This window comes from Agromyces seonyuensis (genome assembly GCF_009789225.1).
GTDB lineage: Bacteria > Actinomycetota > Actinomycetes > Actinomycetales > Microbacteriaceae > Agromyces > Agromyces seonyuensis.
Map to the genome: position 1 here is coordinate 1 of NZ_WSTA01000020.1, position 22,057 is coordinate 22,057.

Here is a 22,057-nt window from a genome sequence, read left to right on the forward strand (position 1 = left end):
GCCTGCGCGGGGCGGGCTCGATCAGCCGCGACCGGGTGCAGCACCTGCCCGAGACCGCGCAGCGCGCGGCCGGGGCGGTGCGCCCGGGCGAGGCCGTCGGCACGCCCTCCGGCGACGCGGCGAACCTCGTGCGCCGCCGCTGGGAGCAACTGCGCGACGAGGGTCTGCTGGAGGCCGGTGCCGAGCCCGGTTCGGTTCGCCGCACCTGGCACGTGGCGACGATCGCCGTGCTCGCCGTGCTCGTCACGGCGTGCGTCGTGGCGACGGTCGCACCGCTCGGCTGAGCCGCGCACCGGACGGGACGGCTGTGCGGCCGCCCCGATCCGGGTCGTGCGGGAGGAGCGCATCCTCAGACCTTCGCGCCGTTCGCGGCCTTCGCCGACTTGGTCGCCGCGCGGTGATCGCGGAGCGCCTGACGGCTTGCGGCCCGGGCGAATGCGCGCGCCGACGGCATCTTCTTCTGCCGCGGGTCGAACGCGTCGCGCAGGCCGTCGCCGATGAAGTTGACGCACAGGGCGATCGACACGATGAAGACGCCGGGCCACCAGAAGATCCAGGGCCGCGTGTTGAACGCCGCCTGGTTCTCGCTGATGATCGTGCCGAGCGACGTGTCCGGCGGCTTGACGCCGAAGCCGATGTAGCTGAGCGCCGTCTCGCCGAGGATGGCCGCCGCCATCGCGAGCGTCGCCGACACCGTGATGACGCCGATCGAGTTCGGCAGGATGTGCTTGAAGATGATCCGCCGGTCGCTCGCGCCCGACAGCCGAGCGGCGTCGACGAACTCGCGCTCCCGCAGCGAGAGGAACTCGCCCCGGATGATGCGCGCGAGGCTCGTCCAGCTGAAGAGGCCGAGGCCGACCGCGAGCAGCGCGGCGCCGAGGTTGCCGATCATGTTGCCGATGACCGCGCCGACGACGAGGAACGGGATCGTGATGATGACGTCGGTGAAGCGCATCAGCACCGAGTCGACCCAGCCCCGGTAGTACCCGGAGAGTGCGCCGAAGACGATGCCGATGAACGTCGAGACGATGCCGACGATGACCATGATCATGATCGACTGCTGCGCCCCGCGCATGACGATCGCGAAGACGTCGCGGCCGATCTCGTCCTGGCCGAACGGGTGCGGGCCGATGCCGAAGTCCGGCCCGGGGACGAGGTTGAGCGTCGGGTGGCCCCGGTCGACGACCGGCAGCGGCGTGGTCCAGTGCCAGGGCCACCAGCCGGCCAGGTGCAGCCCGCCGACGTGGAGTCCCACCGAGCTGTAGGACAGCACGATGACGAAGACGAGCACCGCGAGCGAGATGACGGCCGCACGATGGCGGAAGAAGCGCTTGCGGACGATCTGGCCCTGGCTGAGGCCCTTGGTGTCGCGCCCGTCGATGGGCCCGCGGTCTTCGACCGGGGTCCCGTCGATGTCGGGCGTGGGCTCGCCGGGGATGGGTTCGATGATCGAGGAGTTCAGGGACATCAGGAGACTCGGATTCTCGGGTCGAGCGACGCGTACAGCAGGTCGGCGATGAGGTTGAAGAGCACCGCGAGGATGCCGGTCACGAGGAAGAACGCCATGACGGGGTTCGGGTCGACCGAGCGCACGCCCTGCACGAACAGCTGCCCCATGCCCTTCCAACCGAAGACCTGCTCGGTGATGACGGCGCCGCCGATGAGGGCGCCGATGTCCATCGCGATGATCGTCATGACGGGGATGAGCGCGTTGCGCAGCCCGTGCCGGACGACGACGGTGCGACCGGAGAGGCCCTTGGCCTTCGCCGTGCGGATGTAGTCCTGGCCGAGGACCTCGAGCATGCTCGCCCGGGCGTACCGGCTGAGGCTCGCGATCGAGATGAGCACGATCGCGATCGTCGGCAGCAGCAGGTGCGTGAACGTGTCGATGCCCTGGATCCAGAAGTTGCCGCCGAGGCTCGGCGTCTGCGAGCCGACGGTGGCGATCGGACGGCCGCCGATGCGGCTCGCGTTCGCGTACGCGCTCCACCAGACGAGGTAGCCCTCGAGGGCGAGGACGCCGGCCACGAGGAACGCCGTGATGGCGCTCGTGCGAGCCGAGGCGGCCCGGTGGTTCCCGCCGATGAACCAGCCCACGAGGCCGCCGACGACGACCGCCAGGATCGCGAGGGCGATGAGGAGCGGCCAGCTCATCATCGGGAAGACGAGCGTGAGCATCGGGTAGTACAGGGCGACGCCGATGCCCGCGGTGATGAGCGCGCCGTACAGCGTGCGCCGCTGGCGGAGCCCCGTGGAGACGGCGGTCACGAGGAACGCCGCGCCGACGGCCGTCGCGGCGACCCCGACGATGCCGATCGACGGTGTCGCGAACCACTGGGTGAGGTCGAAGAACACGAGGATCGCGGCGGTCGCGGCGGTCGCGACGCCGAACGTGAGCCACCGTCGCTTCGGAGGCCCGCCGAGGATCGACATCCAGAGGAAGCCCGAGAGCAGCGCCAAGCCGATCGTCACGGGGACGGAGATGGTGGGTTCGGCGAGCCAGTCGTTGAACGCGATCGCGCCGTACTGCTTGAGGAGCACCGCGACCCAGAAGACCGGGAGCGAGAAGAAGAGGAACGCGAGGAAGGTGATCGAGTAGTCGAACCCGCTGTACTGGCGCAGGGCGGTCGCGATGCCGACGATGAGGCCGATGACGATCGCGATGATCTCGGCGGCGGTGACGAGCTGGATGGTCGAAGCTGCGGCGTTGGCGAGGACTTCGTTGACCGAGAGTCCCTGGACCGTGTAGCCGAAGTCGCCGTGGACGACGCCTCCGAGCCACAGGAAGTAGCGGAGGATCGGGGGGACGTCGAGGTTGAGGAGATCGCTCCGCGCCTCGATGAGCGCCTCTTTGTTGGGAGCCTGGCTCTCGTAGAGCTCTTTCAGCGGATCACCGGAGTAGGCGACCAGCAGATACATGATGAACGTCGCGGCGAAGAGGACGAGCGCTGCGGCGAACAGGCGTCGGAGGATGAATGATGCCATGGGTGGTTCGGCTGCCTGTCGATCGGGAGCGGCGCCCCGGCCGGCCCGTTTCGGGCGGGCTCGGCCGGAGCGCCGGTCGGTTCCGAAGCGGGTGCCGGGCCGATGGCCCGGCACCCGCAGACGGGGCGGTCGTGGGCCGATTACTCGGCCTCGACGACCTCCCAGTCCCAGATGTTCCAGAAGACCGTCGGGGCCAGCGGGGAGCTGGAGACGCCCGACAGGGTGTTCGAGAACGCCGTGACCTCGGGGTGCTGGAAGATCGTGATGCCGAAGGCGTCGTCGAGCAGCAGCTTGTCGAGCTCCACCTGGATCTCGATCTGACGGTCGTGGTCGAAGGAGGTGTTCAGCTCCTGGACGAGCGCGTCGACCTCGGGGTTCGAGTAGAACGACATGTTGTTGATGCCGCCGGTCTCGTAGTTCGGGCCGACGCTCGAGACGCCGAGGCTCGTGGACTGCCAGCCGAAGAGCGACGCGTCGTAGGCGCCGGGCGTGCCGAGCAGGCCGCCCCACTCCTCGGAGCCGCAGTCGGTGACGTTGAAGCCGGCCTGGGCGGCCGAGGCCTGGATGAGGGCGAACTCGTTGACGCGGCGGGGGTTGTTCGACGCGTAGAGGAGGCAGACCTCGGGGCTGGTCACGCCGGCCTCGGCGAGCAGCGCCTTGGCGCCCTCGACGTCGACCTCGGCGTAGTCGGCGATGCCGCTGGTCTCGAGGGACTCGTCATAGCCCTCGGCGCCCGGCACGAAGTTGAACGAGCCGCGGAGCTCGGCGCCGTCGCCCGTGATGGGGGCGATGAGCTTGTCGAGGATCTCCTGACGCGGGACGACCTTGAGGAAGGCCTCGCGCACGAGCGGGTCGGCGAAGGTGCCGTTCTTCGACTGGTCGATCTGGAGGTCGACGTGCTCGTAGGTGCCGCCGACGCCCGTGTTGATCGTGATGTCCTCGATGTCCTCGAGCTGCTCGACCAGGTCGGCCGTCGCCTGGGGCTGGATCACGTCGACCTCGCCGTTCGCGAGCGCCTGGGCGGCCGCGAGGGGGTCGGGGATGAAGCGGACGGTGACCTCTTCGATGTGCGGGGCGAACTTGCCCTCGTACGCCTCGTTGGCCTTCAGGGTGATGTACTCGTCGGCCGCGAAGTCGGTGATGAGGTACGGGCCGCTCGAGACGAGGCGGTCCTCGTCCTCGGGCATCGAGGTGTAGTTGAAGCCCGAGTTCCAGTCGGCGGAGAGCTTGGCGAGCGCCTCGGCGTCGTCGTTCTCGATCGCGTCGATGACGGCGGCCTTCGCCTCGTCGCCGTCCTCGATGCCGAGGGCGTGCTTGGCGATGATGTGCGCGGGAAGCGGGCCGTTGAGGGCGAGCTGCCAGTCGACGTAGGGCTGCGAGTAGACCATCGTGACCGACTTGCCGTCGTCCGAGACCTCGGGGGTGTCGTGGACGAGGCCGAGGCCGGAGTCGGGGGTCGCGCCGGAGTCGAAGTAGACGACGTCGGTCGGGAATTCGTCGGTGAACTCGCCGGTCTCCTGGTCGGTGAACGCCGTCGCGTCGAAGTCGGGAGTGTCGAGCGACTTCGAGAGGGCGGCCCAGCTGAGGAGGAGGTCGGCCGCGTCGACGGGCTCGCCGTCGGACCACTTCGCCGTATCGGCGAGGGTGTACTTCACCGTGAGCGGGTCTTCCGACTCGAGCTCGACGGTGCCGAACGACTCGTCCCACTGCAGCTCGGGGGTGTTGTCGTAGTACCAGAACCCGGCCTGGGTCAGGTAGTTGATGTTGTTGTTGGCCGTCGCGTTGCCGTAGGACGTGTTGCCGTTGGCCGAAAAGAACGCCTGGTTCCAGGCGACGGTCACGGACGTGCCTTCGTCGAGACCGGACTCGGCGGCGGGCGCCGAGCAGCCGGACAGGACGAGTGCACCCGCGCCGAGTGCGGCGATTGCAGCGCCGTATCGTGCGATCTTCAAGGGTTTCCTCCTGGTGGGAACGATGCCGACACGCATTCGGGGGTCATGCCGGTCAGGAGAAACGTATTGATCCAGCGGGCTCGAAACCAAACCCGATATCAACTCTTTACCTTGGCGAAATACTCTGTCGCCGATCCACACACTTTCGCAATGAATCGTCAATAAGTTCAGTGCTCGCGCAACGAACAGTGCCTCTCGGGCTGTTCTTGCAGCTGAGTTAAGCTCAGCAATTTCGACGGGAAACCGCTTGCGAAACGCACGACGGGCGGCGCCCCCGGCAGGGGGCGCCGCCCGTCGGCGCGGTCGCTGCTACAGCCCGAGCGGGATGTTCGCGCCCGGGATCGCCGCGAGCAGGTCGCGGGTGTACTGCTGCGTCGGGTTGCCGAAGACCTCGTCGGTCGTCGCCGTCTCGACGATGCGGCCCTTCTGCATGACCGCGACGTTGTCGGCGATCACGCGCACGACCGCGAGGTCGTGCGTGATGAAGAGGTACGTGAGGTCGAGCTCCGCCTGCAGGTCGGCGAGCAGGCGCAGGATCTGGGCCTGCACGAGCACGTCGAGCGCCGAGACGGCCTCGTCGAGCACGACGATGTCGGGCTTGAGCGCGAGCGCACGCGCGATCGCGATGCGCTGGCGCTGGCCGCCCGAGAGCTCGTTCGGGTAGCGCGTCACGAGGCTCGTGGGCAGCGACACCTGGTCGAGGAGCTCGTGCACGCGCGCACGACGGGAGTCCCGGTCGCCGAACTTGTGCACCTTCATCGGCTCCGCGATGAGGTTGCCGATGTTCATGAGCGGGTTCAGGGAGCCGTACGGGTCCTGGAACACCGGCTGCATGCGGCTGCGGAGCGCGAACGCGTCCTTGCTGCTGAGGCCGTTCAGGCGCTTGCCGTCGATCGTGATCTCGCCGCTCGTGGGCTCTTCGAGCTTGAGCAGCATCTTCGCGACCGTCGACTTGCCCGAGCCCGACTCGCCCACGAGGGCCATGGTCGTGCCGCGCGGGATCTGGAAGGACACCTTGTCGACGGCGGTGAAGTCGCCCGAACCGCGGATCTTGTAGACCTTGGTGAGATCCTCGACGATGATCGCCGACTCCTTCGCCGCGGCGACCGAGTCGGTGTCGTGGCGCGCCTCGAGGGTCGCCACGAGATCGAGCGAGTCGCCGGCCACGTCGCCCGTCAGGTCGGTCTCGGCCTGGTCGAGCGAGGCCGACGCCTCGATGCGGCGCGACGCGAGGCTCGGGGCCGCCGCGACGAGGCGCTTCGTGTACGGGTGCTGCGGGTTCTGCAGGATCTCGACCGACGGGCCCGACTCGACGATGCGGCCCTTGTACATGACGACGAGCTGCTCGGCGCGTTCGGCGGCGAGGCCGAGGTCGTGCGTGATGAAGACGAGCGTCGTGCCGAGGTCGCGGGTGAGCGTCTCGAGGTGATCGAGGATGACCCGCTGCACGGTGACGTCGAGGGCCGAGGTCGGCTCGTCTGCGATGAGCAGCTGCGGGTCGGCCGAGAGGCCGATGCCGATGAGCACGCGCTGGCGCATGCCGCCGGAGAACTGATGCGGGTACTGCTTGAGGCGGCGCTCCGCGTCCTGGAGGCCGGCCTGCTTGAGCACCTGGATCGCGCGCTCGCGCACGGCCTGCTTGCCCTTGGCGACGCCGTTGGCCCGGATGGCCTCCTCGACCTGGAAGCCGACCGACCACACGGGGTTCAGGTTCGACATCGGGTCCTGGGGCACGAAGCCGACCTGACGGCCGCGGATGGACTCCATCTCGCGCTTGGAGACCTTGGTGAGGTCCTTGCCGTCGAGGAGGATCTGACCGCGGGTGATGCGGCCGGTGCCGGGCAGCAGGTTGATGATCGCGTGGGCGGTCGTCGACTTGCCGGAGCCCGACTCGCCCACGATCGCGAGCGACTGGCCGCGGTAGAGCGTCAGGTTCACGCCGTCGACCGCGGTGACCATGCCGTTCTGGGTCTGGAAGCCGACCTGGAGGTCCTTGATCTCGAGGATGGGGCGCTCGGCCCCGGACTCGGCCGCCGATGCCGTGGTGGTGTTCGTGTCGGTCATCGGGTCGCCCGCGCCTTCGGGTCGAGCGCATCGCGGAGGACCTCGCCGAGCATGATGAAGCTCAGCACGGTCAGCGACAGCGCGATGGAGGGGTAGATCAGCGTCATCGGGTTGTTGCGCAGATCGCGCTGCGCGGCCGAGATGTCGTTGCCCCAGGACATGATCGTGTTCGGCAGGCCGACGCCGAGGAACGACAGGGTCGCCTCGGCGACGATCGCACCGGCGAGGCCGATCGTCGTCACCACGATCACGGGTGCGATGGAGTTCGGCAGCACGTGGCGGAGCAGGATCTTGAACCGCGAGACGCCGATGGCGGTGGCCGACATCACGTAGTCCGAGTTCTTGACCCGGAGGATCTCGGCTCGGAGCACGCGCGATGTCGACGGCCACGCGAACAATCCGATCGCGAGGGCGATCACGAACACGTTGCGGTACTGCGAGAGCACCGACATCACGACGACGGCCGCGAGGATGTAGGGGATCGAGAAGAAGATGTCGCCGACGCGCGAGAGCACCGAGTCGACCCAGCCGCCGTAGAAGCCGGCCAGGGCGCCGAAGGTGATGCCGAGGACGAGGATCAGGATCGTCACGATGATGCCGACCGAGAGCGACGTGGCGGCGCCGTGCACGATGCGCGAGAAGACGTCGCAGCCCTGCTTGGTGAAGCCGAGCGGGTGGCCCGCCTCGGGGCCGCCGTTGCTGTTCTCGAGGTAGCACCCGCTGCTCGGCGGCTCGCTCGTGAAGAGGCCGGGGAACAGCGCGACGAAGGTGATGAGCACGATCAGCACGGAGCTGATCCAGAACATCGGGCGCTTGCGGAGGTCGGCCCAGGCGTCCGTCCAGAGGTTGGACACGCGGCCGGAGGCCTTGACCGAGTCGACCGCGACGAGCGGGGTCTCCTCGATCGGCGCGACGTAGTGCGCGGCGTTGGAGCGGGTGTTACTTGACATAGCGGATCCTCGGGTCGAGCACGGCGTAGAACAGGTCCACCACGAGGTTCACCACGAGGTAGATGAGGACCATCACCGTGACGAAGGAGACGACGGTCGGGCCTTCACCGCGGATGATCGCCTGGTACAGCGTGTTGCCGACGCCAGGGACGTTGAAGATGCCCTCCGTGACGGTGGCGCCGACCATCAGCGTGCCGAAGTCGACCGCGAGGAACGTCACCACCGGGATGAGGGAGTTGCGCAGGATGTGCACGGGGACGATGCGTCGGCGCGAGAGGCCCTTGCTCGCCGCAGTGCGGACGAAGTCGAGGCCGCTCGACTCGATGACGCTCGAACGCGTCAGTCGCTGGATCTGCGCGAAGCTGATCGTCGCGAGCACGATGCCCGGGAGGATCAGGTCGGACCATGGAGCGCCGCTGCCCACGGTCGGTCTCGCCCAGCCGAGTTGGATCGCGAACACGTACTGGAAGACGAACGCGATGACGAAGATCGGCAGCGAGATGAAGATGAGGCTGACGACGAGGGCGCTCGAGTCGAAGAGCTTGCCCTTGCGGAGGCCGGAGACGAGGCCCACCGCGATGCCGACGACCATCTCGATGACGAGGGCGATCAGCGCGAGCCGCAGAGTCACCGGGAACGTGCGCGCGAGGATCTCGCTGACCGGCTGGCCCGAGAAGGAGACGCCGAAGTCGCCGCGGAAGATGCCGCCGATGTACAGGAGGTACTGCACGATGAACGGCTTGTCCAGGTTGTACTGGGCGCGAAGCTGCTCGAGCACCGCCGGGTTCGGGGTCTTGTCGCCGAAGAGCGCCAGGATCGGGTCGCCTGGAAGGGCGAACACCATGAAGTAGATCAGGAACGTCGTTCCGAAGAAGACGGGAATCGCCTGCAGGACACGGCGGAGGATATAGCCGGTCATCCGTCAGACCCCGCGTTCCAGGGTGCTGCTTGGCATGGGAGTGGGACCTCGCTTGTGTTTCGTAGTGCGGACACCTCTGCAGAGGGGATGCACTGCATGGGAGGCTGCGCAGATGAGCGCGAGAGGTGTCAGCATCGGAGTGGGGGCGGTGGCCGAAGCCACCACCCCCACCAAGATGATCTTGAGGAGTCTACCCCTCAATCACCGAGTAACGGAATCGAACCGTTCTTACTCGCTCTTCTCGATCTCGTAGTAGAGCGGGACCGAGTTCCAGCCGAACTCGACGTTCGAGACCTTGGTGCCCCACGCGCCGTTGACGGTGGAGTACCAGAGCGGGATGGCGGGCAGGTCCGTGAAGAGGATGGTCTGCGCCTCCTGGAACTTCTCGTTGGCGGCGTCGAGGTCGCTCAGCGAGCGGCCCTCGGCGAGCAGCGCGTCGAACTCGGGGTTCGAGTAGTCGCCGTCGTTCGAGCCGGCACCCGTGCCGTAGATCGGGCCGAGGAAGTTGTAGAGCGACGGGTAGTCGCCCTGCCAGCCGGTGCGGAACGCCGTCTGGATGGTGCGGTCGGTGATCTTCGTGCGCGCCTCGGCGAAGGTCGGGTACGGGTCGCCCGAGGCCTCGATGCCGAGCACGTTCTTGATCGAGTTGGTGACGGCGTCGACCCACTCGGCGTGTCCGCCGTCGGCGTTGTAGGCGATCTTGAACTCGCCGGTCCACGGCGAGATCGCGTCGGCCTCGGCCCACAGCTCCTGGGCCTTCGCCTCGTCGAAGTCGAGGACATCGCTGCCCTCGACGTCCTCGGAGTAGCCGTCGATGACGGGCGACGTGAAGTCGTGCGCCGGGGTGCGCGTGCCGGAGAAGATCACGTCGGTGATCTCTTCGCGGTTGATCGCGTGCGAGATGGCGGCGCGGCGGAGCTCGCCTTCCTCGCCACCGAAGTGCTCGAGGCGAGCGGGGATGGTGAAGGACTGGAAGACCGCGACGGCCTGGTTGACCGAACGGCCGTCGAACTCGTCCTGGTAGGACGCGAGCGCGGAGCCCGGGATCTGGTCGACGACGTCGACGTTGTCACCCTGCAGGTCGGCGTAGGACGCGTCCTGGGTGGCGTAGAAGATGATGTCGAGGCCGCCGTTCTTCGGCTGACGGTCACCCTGGTAGGTGTCGTTCACGACGAGCGAGATCTTCTCGTTGTGCTGCCAGGCGTCGTCCGAAGCGAGCTTGTACGGGCCGTTGCCGATGGGGGCCTGGCCGAAGGCGTCGATGTCGTCCCACGCCGAGGCGGGGAGCGGGTAGAACGCCGAGTAGCCGAGCGAGAGGGCGAAGTCCGACTGCGGCGAGACGAGGTCGATCGTGAACGTCAGGTCGTCGACGACCTTGAGGCCCGACATCTCCTCGACGTTCTCGTCCCACGAGAAGCCCTCGATGGACTCGAAGAAGTACGAGCTGAGCTGCGCGTTGTCGAGCGCGGCGCCGTAGTTCCAGGCCTTGACGAACGACTCGGCGTCGACCGGGTCGCCGTTCGAGAACGTCTGGTCGGCCTTGAGCTTGACCGTGTAGTGCTGCGAGTCCTCGGTGTCGATGGACTCGGCCATGTCGTTGTGCACGGAGCCGTCGGCTGCGTAGTAGACGAGGCCGGCGAAGATGGAGTCGAGGATCTTGCCGCCGCCCACCTCGTTGGTGTTCGTCGGGATGAGCGGGTTCTGCGGCTCCGAACCGTTGGTCGAGATGATCGCGGTGGCCGACGCGGACGACGTGTCGCTCTCGGGGCTGCTCGAGCAACCGGCGAGCACGAGCACGCCGGCGGCGGCGAGTGCCGTCGCTGCGAGACCGAACTTCTTGATCTGCAATGTTCCTCCAGGTGAAAAGGACATGCCGATGCCAGGGGGACAATCGGCATGGGATGGATACGAGGGTAAGTAGCCCCCGAACGCGGCGCAAACCCTGGAGCGAACCGTTATCTTCACGGGACATTCCGCACAGGTGCCGCTCAGGCTGGCGACGCGCGCGCGTCACGATCCCGACGCCGTCCCGACTCCGATACCGTCGACCTCGATCCGCGCCAGCATGCGGATCGAGCGTGTCGGCAGGCCCGGCGCCGACGCCGCCCGACGCCCGATCCGGCCGCCGACCGCCGTTCGGACGCCCATGACAGGATGCTCGGATGAGCACCTCCCCCGTCGCCGCGGCCGTCGCCCCCGTCGACCGCCGCCGGCTCGGCTTCGAGATCGTCATCGTCCTGGGGCTCTCGCTCGGGGCATCCGCGGTCTACTCGATCGTCAACCTCATCGCGCGCCTGACCGCGCCGACCCCCCTCGGCGACCAATCGGCCTCCATCAACCAGACGCAGTCCGAACGCGGCTGGCTCGACATCACGGCGCAGCTGCTCGGCATCCTCTTCCCGCTCTTCGCCGTCGCCCTCGTGCTGTTCCTGCTCTGGGAACCCGGGCGCAGCCCGTTCGCACGCATCGGGCTCGACTTCCGCCGGCCCTGGCGGGATCTCGGCACCGGCGTCGGGCTCGTCGCGGTCATCGGCATCCCCGGGCTCGCGCTCTACGCGGCCGGCCGCGCCCTCGGCATCACGGTCGCGGTCGTGCCCGCACCGCTCGACGCGGCCTGGTACACGATCCCCCTGCTCGTGCTCGCCGCCCTCAAGGCCGCGCTGCAGGAGGAGGTCATCATGATCGGCTACCTCTTCACGCGGCTACGGCAGCTCGGCTGGGGCACGTGGACGATCATCGTCTCGAGCGCGCTGCTGCGCGGCACATACCACCTGTACCAGGGCTTCGGGCCGTTCATCGGCAATGCCGCCATGGGCGTGATCTTCGGCTGGGCGTACGTGCGCTGGGGACGCACGATGCCGCTCGTGATCGCCCACTGGATCCTCGACATCGTCTCGTTCGTGGGCTACCCGCTCGCGGTGGCCTGGTGGCCGGGGATCTTCGCGGCGCCGGCCTGAGGCCGGGGTCCCGTTGGTCGAGTAGCGGAGCGTATCGAGACCCCGAGCGGCGTCCCCCAGGGTCTCGATACGGCGCTGCGCGCCGACTCGACCAGCGAAGCGATCCCCGCCGGTCGAGTAGCGGAGCGTATCGAGACCCCGAGCGGCGTCCCCCAGGGTCTCGATACGGCGCTGCGCGCCTACTCGACCAGCGCGACGCGTATCGAGACCCCGTGGCTGCGACTTACTCGAACGCCTCCGGCGGCGGGCACGCGCACACGAGGTTGCGGTCGCCGTACGCCTGGTCGATGCGGCGCACCGGTGCCCAGTACTTGTTCCGGATGAGCGAGCGCACCGGGTAGACCGCCGTCTCGCGGGCGTAGGGGTGCGTCCACTCCCCCACGACGACGGACTCGGCCGTGTGCGGGGCGTTGCGCAGCGGGTTGTCATCGGCCGGCCACTCGCCGGCGCCGACGAGCTCGGCCTCGGCGCGGATCGAGAGCATGGCCTCGACGAAGCGCTCGAGCTCCGGCAGGTCCTCCGACTCGGTCGGCTCGATCATGAGCGTGCCCGCGACGGGGAACGACATGGTCGGGGCGTGGAAGCCGTAGTCGACGAGGCGCTTGGCGACGTCGTCGTTGGTGACGCCCGTGTCGTGCTGGAGCGGCCGGATGTCGATGATGCACTCGTGCGCCACGAGGTGGTGGTCGCCCGTGTACAGCACCGGGAAGGCATCCTTCAGCTTGAGCGCGACCCAGTTCGCCGCGAGCACCGCGGAGGCGGTGGCCTGCTTGAGGCCCTCGGCGCCCATCATCCGCACGTACGCCCACGAGATCGGCAGGATCGAGGGGCTGCCGAACGGCGCCGCCGAGATCGGGCCGGCCTCGTGCGCGAAGCCCACGTGCGCGTTCGACTGGGCCATCGGGTGGCCGGGCAGGAAGGGCGAGAGGTGCGCCTTGGCCGCGACCGGGCCGACGCCGGGGCCGCCGCCGCCGTGCGGGATGCAGAACGTCTTGTGCAGGTTCAGGTGCGAGACGTCGCCGCCGAAGTCGCCGAAGCGGGCGTAGCCGAGCAGCGCGTTGAGGTTCGCGCCGTCGATGTAGACCTGGCCGCCCGCGGCGTGCACCGCGTCGGTGACCGTGCGCACCTCGTGCTCGTAGACGCCGTGCGTCGACGGGTACGTGATCATGAGCGCGGCGAGGTGCTCGGCGTTCGCCGCGATCTTCTCGTGCAGGTCGGTGAGGTCGACGTTGCCCTGCAGATCGGTCGCCACGACGACGACGCGCATGCCCGCGAGTACCGCGGAGGCCGCGTTCGTGCCGTGGGCGCTCGCCGGGATGAGGCAGACGTCGCGGTGCGCGTCGCCGCGGGAGCGGTGGTAGCCGCGGATCGCCATGAGGCCCGCGAGCTCGCCCTGCGAGCCGGCGTTGGGCTGGAGCGAGACCGTGTCGTAGCCGGTGACCTCGGCGAGCCAGGTCTCGAGCTGGCCGATGAGCTCGAGCGAACCGGCGACGTCCTCGTGCGGGGCGAAGGGGTGCAGGTTGGCGAACTCGGGCCAGGTGACGGCCTCCATCTCGGTCGCCGCGTTGAGCTTCATCGTGCACGAGCCGAGCGGGATCATGCCGCGGTCGAGCGCGTAGTCGCGGTCGGCGAGCGTCTTCAGGTAGCGCATCATCGCGGTCTCGCTGTGGTGCGAGTTGAACACGGCGTGCGTGAGGTACGGGCTCGTGCGTACGAGGTCGCCGGCCAGCGGCGACGCCGGACGCCACACGCCGACCTCGTGGCCCGCGAGGGGCGCGACGCCGAGCGGCGCGAGGATGCGGTCGAGCAGGTCCGCGTCGCCCGCGATCGTCTCGTCGAATGCGAGGCGTACGGTGTCCGCGTCGACGGCGCCGTAGAGCACGCCGGCGGCGTGCGCGGCCTCGGCGACCTCGGCCGCGCGACCGGGCACCGAGACGAGCAGCGTGTCGAAGTAGGACTCGTGCACGCTCGTCAGGCCGCTCGCGCGGAGGCGGGCGGCGGCGTTCACCGTCGTGCGGTGCACGGCGGCGGCGATCGCGCGGATGCCCGTCGGGCCGTGGTACACGGCGTACATCGACGCCATGACGGCCAGCAGCACCTGGGCGGTGCAGATGTTCGACGTGGCCTTCTCGCGACGGATGTGCTGCTCGCGCGTCTGGAGGGTGAGCCGGTAGGCGGGCGCGCCCACGGCATCCACCGAGACGCCGACGAGTCGGCCGGGCATCTGGCGCTCGAGGCCGGCGCGCACGGCGAGGTAGCCGGCGTGCGGGCCGCCGAAGCCCATCGGCACGCCGAAGCGCTGCGTGGTGCCCACGGCGATGTCGGCGCCGAACTCGCCCGGGCTCGTGATGAGCGCGAGGGCGAGCAGGTCGGCGGCGACGACGGCGAGGCCGCCCTGCGCCTGGACGCCCGCGACGAGGGCGGCGGGGTTCCACACGCGACCCGAAGCGCCGGGGTACTGGACGGCGATGCCGAACGCGTCGCCGAGCTCCGCGGCATCCGTCTCGGGGCCGAGCGGCGCGACGACGAGCTCGATTCCGACGGCCTCGGCGCGGTGCTCGAGCAGGGCGAGCGTCTGCGGGAACAGGTCGGCGTCCGCGATGAAGCGGTTCGACTTCGACTTGGATGCCCGGCGCGCGAGCAGCATGCCCTCGACGACGGCGGTGCCCTCGTCGAGCATCGACGCGTTCGCCGTGTGCAGGCCGGTGAGGTCCGTCACCATCGTCTGGAAGTTGATGAGCGCCTCGAGTCGGCCCTGGCTGATCTCGGGCTGGTAGGGCGTGTAGGCCGTGTACCAGCTCGGGTTCTCGAGCACGTTGCGACGGATGACGGCGGGCGTCTCGGTGCCGTAGTAGCCGAGGCCGATCATCGCCGTGTTCACCGCGTTCTTCGCGGCGAGGGCGCGCAGCTCGGCGAGGGCCTCCCGCTCGGTCGCGGCGGCGGGGATCGTCGAGTCGACGACCTCCTGCATGCGGATCGCGGTCGGCACGGCCGCCGAGAGGAGGGCCTCGACCGAGTCGTAGCCGAGGTCGGCGAGCATCCGCTCCTGGGCGGTGGCGTCCGTGCCGATGTGGCGTTCGGCGAACGGTGCGGCGACGCGGTCGGCGTCGACGGGCAGGTCGAGTGACACGGGCAGCTCCAGCGTCATCAGGAGAGCGTCGCCTCGTACGCGGCGGGGTCGAGCAGGCCCTCGGGCAGGGCGGCGAAGCGCACCTTCACGAGCCAGCCGGCGCCGTACGGGTCGGAGTTGACGAGCTCGGGCTGCTCGACGACGGCGTCGTTGATCTCGACGACCTCGCCGTCGATCGGCGCGAAGAGCTCGCCGACGGACTTCGTCGACTCGACCTCGCCGACCTGCTCGCCCGCGGCGAGGGTCGCGCCCACGGCGGGCAGCTCGACGAAGACGACGTCGCCGAGCGCGTCCTGGGCGAAGTCGGTGATGCCGACGGTGGCGATGTCGCCCTCGACGAGGACCCACTCGTGGTCGGTCGTGTACTGGCGGTCGGCGGGAACGGTCATGTCGGTGGCCTTTCGGTTGTCCGTTGGGAGATCGGTTTCGGGGCGGATGTCGGTGGGGTGCTGCGTCACTTGGCGCGGGAGTAGAACGGGAGGGCGACGACGTGCGCCGGGATGCGGGTGCCGCGCACGTCGAGCTCGAGCGCGGTGCCCGGCTCGGCCGACTCGGGCGCCACGAACGCCATCGCGATCGGGTGGCCGAGGGTCGGCGAGAGCGCGCCCGAGGTCACCTCGCCGACGGGCTCGGCGTCGGCCGCGGCGCCCTCGGCGAAGACGGCATAACCGGCGCGGGCGGCGCGGCGGCCCTCGGCGGCGAGGCCGACGAGCACGCGCGCCCCCTCGGCCGGACCGGCCTCGATGCCCGCGCGGCCGACGAAGTCGCCCTTCGTCGCGAGCGGGACGATGCGGCCGAGACCGGCCTGCACCGGCAGGATGCCCGTGCCGAGCTCGTGCCCGTAGAGCGGCATCCCCGCCTCGAGGCGGAGCGTGTCGCGGGCGGCGAGGCCCGCCGGGGCGAGCCCGAACGCTTCGCCGGCGGCGGTGAGGGCGTTCCAGAGGTTCACGGCGTCGCGGCGGTCGACGTAGAGCTCGAAGCCGTCCTCGCCGGTGTAGCCGGTGCGGGCGACGAGGATCGCGGCGCCCTCGTAGAGCATGCCCATGCACGCGTAGTACGGCAGGGACTCGAGCGTGTGGCCCATCGCGAGCAGCTCGTCCGCGTGCAGTCCCTCGGTGGACTCGAGGATCTCGAGGGCGCGCGGCCCCTGCACCGCGATGAGCGCGATCTCGTCGGTGCGGTCGGTCACGTGCACGTCGAAGCCGGCGGCGCGCTCCGCGAGGGCGGCCGCGACGACGTCGCGGTTGCCCGCGTTGGCGACGACGAGGAACTCCGCCGGGTGGTTCTTGTAGACGATGAGGTCGTCGAGGATGCCGCCGTCCGCGGCGAGGATCATCGAGTACTTCGCCTTCGACAACGGCAGCGTCGAGACCTTGCCCGCGAGGGCGTAGTCGAGGAACGCCCCGGCGTCGAGGCCGCCGACGGCGAACTCGGCCATGTGCGAGATGTCGAAGATGCCGGCGCGCTCGCGCACGGCCTGGTGCTCGGCGAGGTCGCTGCCGTAGCGGACGGGCATCTCCCAGCCGCCGAAGTCGGTGAAGGAGGCGCCGAGGGCGCGGTGCACGGGCTCGAGGGGACTGACACGTTGGGACACGAGTTCTCCAGGGATCGCGAAGGAATCCGCGAGGCGACGGCCTCGCTGGGAACTCCCCCTCTGTCATCGGCCTGAGAGTTTCGCGCCGCCCTCCACCCGGAGTGCGGTGCTTTCACCTTCGGCGGCTCCGCCGCATCCGCTGGTCGAGTGCGGCGACGGAGTCGTCGCGAATCGAGATCGAGGATGCGCCGGGGCGCTTTTCAGAGACGGCCTCGTCATCGCGGTACAGAACCTGAGAGATTGGCGGGGAGGCTTGCTCCTTCGGTGCCGGATGCACATGGCAGCCGGCTCTCCCGCGACGCGTCGGTGGCCCGATATGCGGTTGTGGAGGCCCAGCCTACCCGAGGGCGGCCGGAGAGGATCGCGCGACCGCGCCCTCCTCGAGCGGATGCGCCGCGACGAAGGCGTCGACCCGGGCCGAGACCGTCCCGAGCGCTGCAGTCGGGATCCGCACCCTCGACCGGCCCGCCGTGGCCCGTGGACCGAGTCGCCGAAGCGTTACGCGTCCGTAATGGACCGTGCCTTTCGTCGAAATCGGACAGTGTCCATCATGGAGGCACCGACTCCGCCCGTCCCGCCGACGGCCGCACCGCGACCGTCTCCCGACGACGCCGGGCGCGTCCGAACGAGAGAAGCGAGATGAGCAGCACGCAGACGGCGACGCCGATCGCCACGGTCACCCCGATCGTCGACGGGATCGCCCCCCGATTCACCCGCCTCAGCGACGAGATCTGGGCCGAACCGGAGCTCCGCTGGGAGGAGCACGCCTCCATGGCCAAGCAGATCGCCGCCGCCGAGGAGTTCGGCGGGCGCATCGTCCGCGACTCCGGAGGCGTGCCCACCGCCTTCTCCGCCGAGTGGGGCTCCGGCTCCCCCGTCATCGCCTTCCTCGGCGAGTACGACGCGCTCGACGGGCTCAGCCAGGCCGCCGGCTCGACCGTGCGCGAGCCCGACCCCGGCAACACCGGCGGTGCCGGCCACGGATGCCACCACAACCTGCTCGGCTCGGGTTCGCTGCTCGCCGCCGTCTCGACCGCGCAGGCCCTCGAGTCGGCCGGCCTGCCCGGCACCGTGCGCTACTACGGCTGCCCTGCCGAGGAGGGCGCGGCCGGCAAGACCTTCATGGTCGCCGGCGGCGCGTTCGCCGATGTCGACGCGGCCGTCACCAACCACCCGGCCTCGCTGTCCTCCGCCTCGCAGTGGAAGACCCTCGCCTACACGCAGGCGTACTTCCGCTTCCGCGGCATCGCCGCGCACGCCGGCGCCGACCCGCACCACGGCCGCAGCGCGCTCGACGCCGCCGAACTCATGAACGTCGGCGTCAACTTCCTGCGCGAGCACATCGAGGACACCGACCGCGTGCACTACGCCTTCACCGACGCCGGCGGCCCCTCAGCGAACGTCGTGCAGTCGAACGCCGAGCTGTACTACATCGTGCGCTCCCCCACCGTGGCGAAGATGCGCGCCCTCTACGAGCGCGTCGTCAAGATCGCCGAGGGCGCCGCGCTCATGACCGAGACCGAGCTCGAGGTCGAGTTCGACGGTGCGTGCGCCGAGGTGCTGCCGAACTTCGTCCTCGAGGCGAGGATGCACTCGCACCTCGAGGAGCTCGGCGGGGTCCCGTTCGACGACGCCGACCAGGCCTACGGCCGCATCCTCTCCGCCGGCCTGCCGGACGGCGCTGCGGCCGGTCAGCGAGCGATGCTCGGCCTGCCCGCCGAGGGCGAGCCGTACCTCACGGGCGTGCTCCCGTTGCCGCCGAAGGCCTTCCGTCCGCAGATGACCGGCTCGACCGACGTCGGCGACGTGAGCTGGAGCACGCCGACCGTGCAGGTGGCCGCCTGCACCGCGATCATCGGCACCCCGGGCCACTCGTGGCAGAACGTCGCGCAGGGCAAGACCCCCGCGGCGCACAAGGGCATGATCCACGGCGCGAAGGTCATGGCGGCCACGGCACTCGACCTCTTCACGGACGCGGACCTGCTCGCCGAGGCGCGCGCCGAGTTCGAGTCGACCGTCGCCGTCACCCCGTACGACAAGCCGATCCCGGAGGGCGTCGTCGTGCCGTCGCTGCGCCCCGGGTACCGCCCGGCCTGACAGGATGCTGCGGCGGGGCGATCCCGCCTCGCCGCAGCACTTCGGAGGAACTGCCGTGACCGATGCCGAGTCGAAGCAGGACTCCCTGCGCACACGCCGCGTCGACAGCACCGACACCCGGGTGCTGCGCACCCGCGAGAAGCTCGTCGCCGCCTTCGGCCGGCTCCTGGACGAGCGGCCGATCGCCGAGATCACTGTCACGGCCGTCGTCGAGGCCGCCGGAGTCACGCGGTCGTCGTTCTACGCGCACTTCACCGGCGTCGACGCCCTCGCGGCGACCGCCCTCGCCGCGCACACCGGGGAGATCGTCGACCTCGCACGCGACGCCATCGCTGCGGGCGCATCGAAGACCGCCGTCAACGAGGGGGTCTACGCCGACCTCGCAGGCTTCCTCGCCGCGCGCCGTTCGACCTTCGGCGTGCTGCTCATCGCCGGCGGTGAGTTCACCCGGGCGCTGAGCGAGGGCATCATCGCCTCGAGCCTCGAGACGCTCGCCACGCGCCCAGCCCTCCATGCCGACCCCGAGGTCACCGCGCGCTACGTCGCCGGCGGCGTGATCGCCGTGCTCGCCTGGTGGCTCGCCGACGACGGCGGGCGCAGCGTCGACGACTTGGCCCACGCGTTCATCACCATCGCGCCGCCCGACTTCCGCGACTGAGGCCGCGACGTCTGATCAGAAGCCCGCTGCCGCGGCGACGAGGTCGCCGAACCACTCGCGCACCTGCGGGAGCGCGATCGCGACGACGACGAGCAGGTTCAGGACGACCGTGAGGCGGAACACGGCGACGAACTCGGCCTTGCGGGTCTTGTGCCGGAACAGCTGCTGGGCGAGGATCGCGCCCGGCCAGCCGCCGAGCACGCCGAGCACGTGCAGGCGCACCTCGGGGACGCGACGCCGCCCGGCGATCGCGGCGCGCTTGTCGAACCAGTAGACCGCGAACGCCAGGATGCTCAGCGCGGCCATGACCGCGGCGACCCACCCCGGCACGCCGAAGGCGAGGATGCCCGCGGCGAGCGCGACCGCGAACACGGCGAGGCCGACGAGCGGCGCGGCGTCGACGCGACGGGAGCGTGCTCGGCGCTTCGGGACGGCGCGGACCGGTGCGGGCATGCCGCAAGGGTACGGGCATCCGGCCTCGGTTCGCGTTCGGGTCAGGTTGACTGTAAGCTCGGCCCGGCTTAGTGTCGGACTGACTTGAAGTCCGGTCCGTGAACCGCGAACGAAGGGGCGGGGGCATGAACGCAGGCGGCGATCCACGCGGGATCCGCGTCGCGGTGTCCACCGTGATCTTCGCGCTCGAGCCCGGCGTGAGCCCGGAGGAGTTCTGGGCGGGGGGTCTGGATACGGCGCTCCGCGCCTACTCGACCGGCGAGAGCAGCAGCCTCGGCCGCACGCTCTGGATGCCGCTCGTGCGACGCCTCCGCGAACCCGGCGAGGGCCGCTGGGCGCTCCCCGGCGGCTGGCTCGACCCCGAGGAGTCGCTCGAGGCCGCCGCCGCCCGCACGCTGGAGGAGACGACGGGCGTGCGCCCCGCCTACCTCGAGCAGCTCTTCACCTTCGGCGATCCCGGCCGCTCCCCCGACGAGCGCGTCGTGTCGGTCGTGTACTGGGCGCTCGTGCGCCCCGAGGAGACGAGCGACGCGATCGACGACCCGAACGTGCGCTGGTTCGACCCGGACCGCACGCGCGGCCTCGCCTTCGACCACGACACGATCATCGAGTACGCCCTCGGGCGCCTGCGCACGAAGCTCGGCTACTCGCAGATCGCGCACGCCTTCCTCGAGCCCACGTTCACCCTCGCCGAACTCCGCGAGGTCTACGAGATCGTGCTGCAGCGCCCCCTCGATCCCGCCAACTTCCGCCGCGCCGTGGAGAGCTCGGGCGCCGTCGTCGACACCGGCGAGCTGCGCACCGGCACCCCGCACCGCCCGCCGAAGCTCTACCGTCCCGTCCACCCGGCCGACGCCGGGCCGGGCGGGTTCGTCCGCGTGCCCATCGCACCGCACCTGCGCCGGTCCTGAACCGCTCCGACGCGAACCTCTGTCCCATCTCCGAGGAGTCCCCATGACCATCACCGACACCGACGTGCGCCTCGCCGCGAGCGTCGACCGCAGCATCCGGCTCATCACGACCGGCAAGGCGTCCGGCGAGACCTGCACGCCCGACCTCGCTGCCGGCCCGTGGGACTTCGACGCCGGCGCGCCCGGCTACGGCCCGGGCTCGTCGATGGGCGACGTCATCCCGGTCGGCTCGCCCCGCCAGGGCGCGCTCCCCGAGGCGTACCGCACAGCATCCGACGACGACCTGCACGAGCGCATCCGTGCCGCCAAGGCGACCCTCGGCGACCGCGTCGTCGTGATGGGCCACTTCTACCAGCGCGACGAGGTCGTGGCCCACGCCGACTACGTCGGCGACTCGTTCCAGCTCGCGAACGCGGCCAAGGCGAACCCGCAGGCCGAGGCGATCGTCTTCTGCGGCGTGCACTTCATGGCCGAGACGGCCGACATGCTCTCGGGCGCCGACCAGGCGGTCATCCTCCCGAACCTCGCCGCCGGCTGCTCGATGGCCGACATGGCCGACCTCGACTCGGTCGAGGAGTGCTGGGAGCAGCTCGAAGCCCTCTACGGCACCGAGCCCGACGCGGACGGCCGCGTCCCGGTCATCCCGGTGACGTACATGAACTCGTCGGCGGCCCTCAAGGCGTTCTGCGGACGGCACGGCGGCATCGTCTGCACCTCCTCGAACGCGCAGACCGTGCTCGAGTGGGCGTTCGAGCGCGGCCAGCGCGTGCTGTTCTTCCCCGACCAGCACCTCGGCCGCAACACCGCGAAGGCCATGGGCGTGCCCCTCGACCTGATGCCGATGTGGAACCCGCGCAAGCCCCTCGGCGGCAACGACGCCGACGGGCTCGTCGACGCCCGCGTCATCCTCTGGCACGGCTTCTGCTCGGTGCACAAGCGCTTCACCGTCGACCAGATCGAGCGCGCCCGCGCCGAGCACCCCGGCGTGCGCGTCATCGTGCACCCCGAGTGCCCGATGCCCGTCGTCGACGCGGCCGACGGGGCCGGGTCGACCGACTACATCGTCAAGGCGATCGCGGCCGCGCCCGCAGGCACGACCTTCGCGATCGGCACCGAGATCAACCTCGTGCAGCGCCTGGCCGCCGAGCACCCGGAGCACACGATCTTCTGCCTCGACCCGGTGGTGTGCCCGTGCTCGACGATGTACCGCATCCACCCCGGCTACCTCGCGTGGGTGCTCGAGGAGCTCGTCGCGGGCCGCGTCGTCAACCGCATCCAGGTGGATGACGCGACGACCGAGCACGCGAAGGTCGCCCTCGAGCGGATGCTCGCCGCCAAGCCGCCGGCCGCCCCCGCGGGCGCGCCGGTGCCGCTCATCGGAGCCTGA

16 protein-coding genes, 1 pseudogene and 1 riboswitch are annotated in these 22,057 nt (G+C 70.0%); of the genes and pseudogenes, 6 read left to right on the top strand and 11 right to left on the bottom strand.

Annotation, left to right across the window (positions count from 1 at the left end):
* A pseudogene (locus GB864_RS06180) lies at nucleotides 1-284 on the top strand (hypothetical protein); the annotation flags it as partial.
* 65 nt (nucleotides 285-349) lie between these two features.
* Here GB864_RS06180 and GB864_RS06185 read toward each other — a convergent pair.
* The 7 genes from GB864_RS06185 to GB864_RS06215 all read right to left on the bottom strand — a co-directional run bounded on the left by GB864_RS06185 (nucleotide 350) and on the right by GB864_RS06215 (nucleotide 10,742).
* Nucleotides 350-1,468, bottom strand: a complete 1,119-nt coding sequence (locus tag GB864_RS06185) for an ABC transporter permease (RefSeq protein WP_160423474.1) — start codon at nucleotides 1,466-1,468, stop codon at nucleotides 350-352.
* Entirely contained in the window at nucleotides 1,468-2,985 is a 1,518-nt protein-coding gene (locus GB864_RS06190; RefSeq protein WP_160423475.1) for an ABC transporter permease, read from the bottom strand. Before GB864_RS06190 ends, GB864_RS06185 begins: the two co-directional genes overlap by 1 nt.
* 140 nt (nucleotides 2,986-3,125) lie before the next feature.
* Entirely contained in the window at nucleotides 3,126-4,937 is a 1,812-nt protein-coding gene (locus GB864_RS06195) for an ABC transporter family substrate-binding protein (RefSeq protein WP_236778925.1), read from the bottom strand.
* A 309-nt stretch (nucleotides 4,938-5,246) separates the two neighbouring features.
* Nucleotides 5,247-7,001 (bottom strand): dipeptide ABC transporter ATP-binding protein, encoded by a 1,755-nt coding sequence (locus GB864_RS06200; RefSeq protein ID WP_160423476.1) that lies wholly within the window; start codon nucleotides 6,999-7,001, stop codon nucleotides 5,247-5,249.
* Nucleotides 6,998-7,951 carry an ABC transporter permease gene (locus GB864_RS06205; RefSeq protein ID WP_160423477.1) on the bottom strand — a complete coding sequence of 318 codons (954 nt, stop codon included), beginning with the start codon at nucleotides 7,949-7,951 and terminating at the stop codon, nucleotides 6,998-7,000. The genes GB864_RS06200 and GB864_RS06205 overlap by 4 nt, the downstream gene beginning before the upstream one ends.
* Nucleotides 7,941-8,870 (bottom strand): ABC transporter permease, encoded by a 930-nt coding sequence (locus GB864_RS06210; protein ID WP_160423478.1) that lies wholly within the window; start codon nucleotides 8,868-8,870, stop codon nucleotides 7,941-7,943. The genes GB864_RS06205 and GB864_RS06210 overlap by 11 nt, the downstream gene beginning before the upstream one ends.
* A 228-nt stretch (nucleotides 8,871-9,098) precedes the next feature.
* A complete protein-coding gene (locus GB864_RS06215; protein WP_236778926.1) occupies nucleotides 9,099-10,742 on the bottom strand; it encodes a peptide ABC transporter substrate-binding protein in 1,644 nt (547 codons plus the stop codon).
* A 290-nt stretch (nucleotides 10,743-11,032) separates the two neighbouring features.
* Here GB864_RS06215 and GB864_RS06220 point away from each other — a divergent pair, with 290 nt between their 5' ends.
* Nucleotides 11,033-11,827 carry a CPBP family intramembrane glutamic endopeptidase gene (locus GB864_RS06220; protein ID WP_160423479.1) on the top strand — a complete coding sequence of 265 codons (795 nt, stop codon included), beginning with the start codon at nucleotides 11,033-11,035 and terminating at the stop codon, nucleotides 11,825-11,827.
* 223 nt (nucleotides 11,828-12,050) lie between these two features.
* On the opposite strand, the gene gcvP is transcribed toward GB864_RS06220, so the two are convergent.
* The 3 genes from gcvP to gcvT all read right to left on the bottom strand — a co-directional run bounded on the left by gcvP (nucleotide 12,051) and on the right by gcvT (nucleotide 16,566).
* The gene (gene gcvP, locus GB864_RS06225) at nucleotides 12,051-14,867 is read right to left on the bottom strand and encodes an aminomethyl-transferring glycine dehydrogenase (RefSeq protein WP_236778928.1); all 2,817 of its coding nucleotides are present in this window, start codon (nucleotides 14,865-14,867) and stop codon (nucleotides 12,051-12,053) included.
* Nucleotides 14,868-14,974: 107 nt separating this feature from the next.
* On the bottom strand, nucleotides 14,975-15,346 hold the full coding sequence (gcvH, locus tag GB864_RS06230) for a glycine cleavage system protein GcvH (protein WP_160423481.1): 372 nt from the start codon (nucleotides 15,344-15,346) through the stop codon (nucleotides 14,975-14,977).
* A gap of 65 nt (nucleotides 15,347-15,411) precedes the next feature.
* Nucleotides 15,412-16,566: a glycine cleavage system aminomethyltransferase GcvT gene (gene gcvT, locus GB864_RS06235; RefSeq protein ID WP_160423517.1), complete on the bottom strand. Its 1,155-nt coding sequence runs from the start codon at nucleotides 16,564-16,566 to the stop codon at nucleotides 15,412-15,414.
* A 196-nt stretch (nucleotides 16,567-16,762) separates the two neighbouring features.
* A riboswitch (glycine riboswitch) is annotated at nucleotides 16,763-16,857 on the bottom strand.
* 333 nt (nucleotides 16,858-17,190) lie between these two features.
* Here gcvT and GB864_RS06240 point away from each other — a divergent pair.
* Together GB864_RS06240 and GB864_RS06245 are read left to right on the top strand one after the other, a co-directional pair.
* Entirely contained in the window at nucleotides 17,191-18,648 is a 1,458-nt protein-coding gene (locus GB864_RS06240) for an amidohydrolase (protein ID WP_160423482.1), read from the top strand.
* A 55-nt stretch (nucleotides 18,649-18,703) separates the two neighbouring features.
* Nucleotides 18,704-19,306 (top strand): TetR family transcriptional regulator, encoded by a 603-nt coding sequence (locus tag GB864_RS06245; RefSeq protein ID WP_160423483.1) that lies wholly within the window; start codon nucleotides 18,704-18,706, stop codon nucleotides 19,304-19,306.
* Nucleotides 19,307-19,321: 15 nt separating this feature from the next.
* Here the strand turns inward: GB864_RS06245 and GB864_RS06250 are convergent, their stop codons facing one another.
* Complete coding sequence (locus GB864_RS06250; RefSeq protein WP_160423484.1) at nucleotides 19,322-19,759, bottom strand: DUF1294 domain-containing protein; 438 nt, start codon at nucleotides 19,757-19,759, stop codon at nucleotides 19,322-19,324.
* 125 nt (nucleotides 19,760-19,884) lie between these two features.
* On the opposite strand from GB864_RS06250, the gene GB864_RS06255 reads away from it, so the two are divergent.
* Both GB864_RS06255 and nadA read left to right on the top strand, forming a co-directional pair.
* The gene (locus GB864_RS06255; protein ID WP_160423485.1) at nucleotides 19,885-20,670 is read left to right on the top strand and encodes an NUDIX hydrolase; all 786 of its coding nucleotides are present in this window, start codon (nucleotides 19,885-19,887) and stop codon (nucleotides 20,668-20,670) included.
* 43 nt (nucleotides 20,671-20,713) lie between these two features.
* A complete protein-coding gene (gene nadA, locus GB864_RS06260) occupies nucleotides 20,714-22,057 on the top strand; it encodes a quinolinate synthase NadA (RefSeq protein ID WP_160423486.1) in 1,344 nt (447 codons plus the stop codon).

What these genes read in the sequence shown, in the direction of transcription:
- GB864_RS06185 (WP_160423474.1), bottom strand. Translation starts at nt 1,468, where the DNA reads ATGTCCCTGAACTCCTCGATCATCGAACCCATCCCCGGCGAGCCCACG.
- GB864_RS06190 (WP_160423475.1), bottom strand. Translation starts at nt 2,985, where the DNA reads ATGGCATCATTCATCCTCCGACGCCTGTTCGCCGCAGCGCTCGTCCTC.
- GB864_RS06200 (WP_160423476.1), bottom strand. Translation starts at nt 7,001, where the DNA reads ATGACCGACACGAACACCACCACGGCATCGGCGGCCGAGTCCGGGGCC.
- GB864_RS06205 (WP_160423477.1), bottom strand. Translation starts at nt 7,951, where the DNA reads ATGTCAAGTAACACCCGCTCCAACGCCGCGCACTACGTCGCGCCGATC.
- GB864_RS06210 (WP_160423478.1), bottom strand. Translation starts at nt 8,870, where the DNA reads ATGACCGGCTATATCCTCCGCCGTGTCCTGCAGGCGATTCCCGTCTTC.
- GB864_RS06215 (WP_236778926.1), bottom strand. Translation starts at nt 10,742, where the DNA reads ATGTCCTTTTCACCTGGAGGAACATTGCAGATCAAGAAGTTCGGTCTC.
- GB864_RS06220 (WP_160423479.1), top strand. Translation starts at nt 11,033, where the DNA reads ATGAGCACCTCCCCCGTCGCCGCGGCCGTCGCCCCCGTCGACCGCCGC.
- gcvP (WP_236778928.1), bottom strand. Translation starts at nt 14,867, where the DNA reads ATGCTCGCCGACCTCGGCTACGACTCGGTCGAGGCCCTCCTCTCGGCG.
- gcvH (WP_160423481.1), bottom strand. Translation starts at nt 15,346, where the DNA reads ATGACCGTTCCCGCCGACCGCCAGTACACGACCGACCACGAGTGGGTC.
- GB864_RS06240 (WP_160423482.1), top strand. Translation starts at nt 17,191, where the DNA reads ATGAGCAGCACGCAGACGGCGACGCCGATCGCCACGGTCACCCCGATC.
- GB864_RS06250 (WP_160423484.1), bottom strand. Translation starts at nt 19,759, where the DNA reads ATGCCCGCACCGGTCCGCGCCGTCCCGAAGCGCCGAGCACGCTCCCGT.
- GB864_RS06255 (WP_160423485.1), top strand. Translation starts at nt 19,885, where the DNA reads ATGAACGCAGGCGGCGATCCACGCGGGATCCGCGTCGCGGTGTCCACC.
- nadA (WP_160423486.1), top strand. Translation starts at nt 20,714, where the DNA reads ATGACCATCACCGACACCGACGTGCGCCTCGCCGCGAGCGTCGACCGC.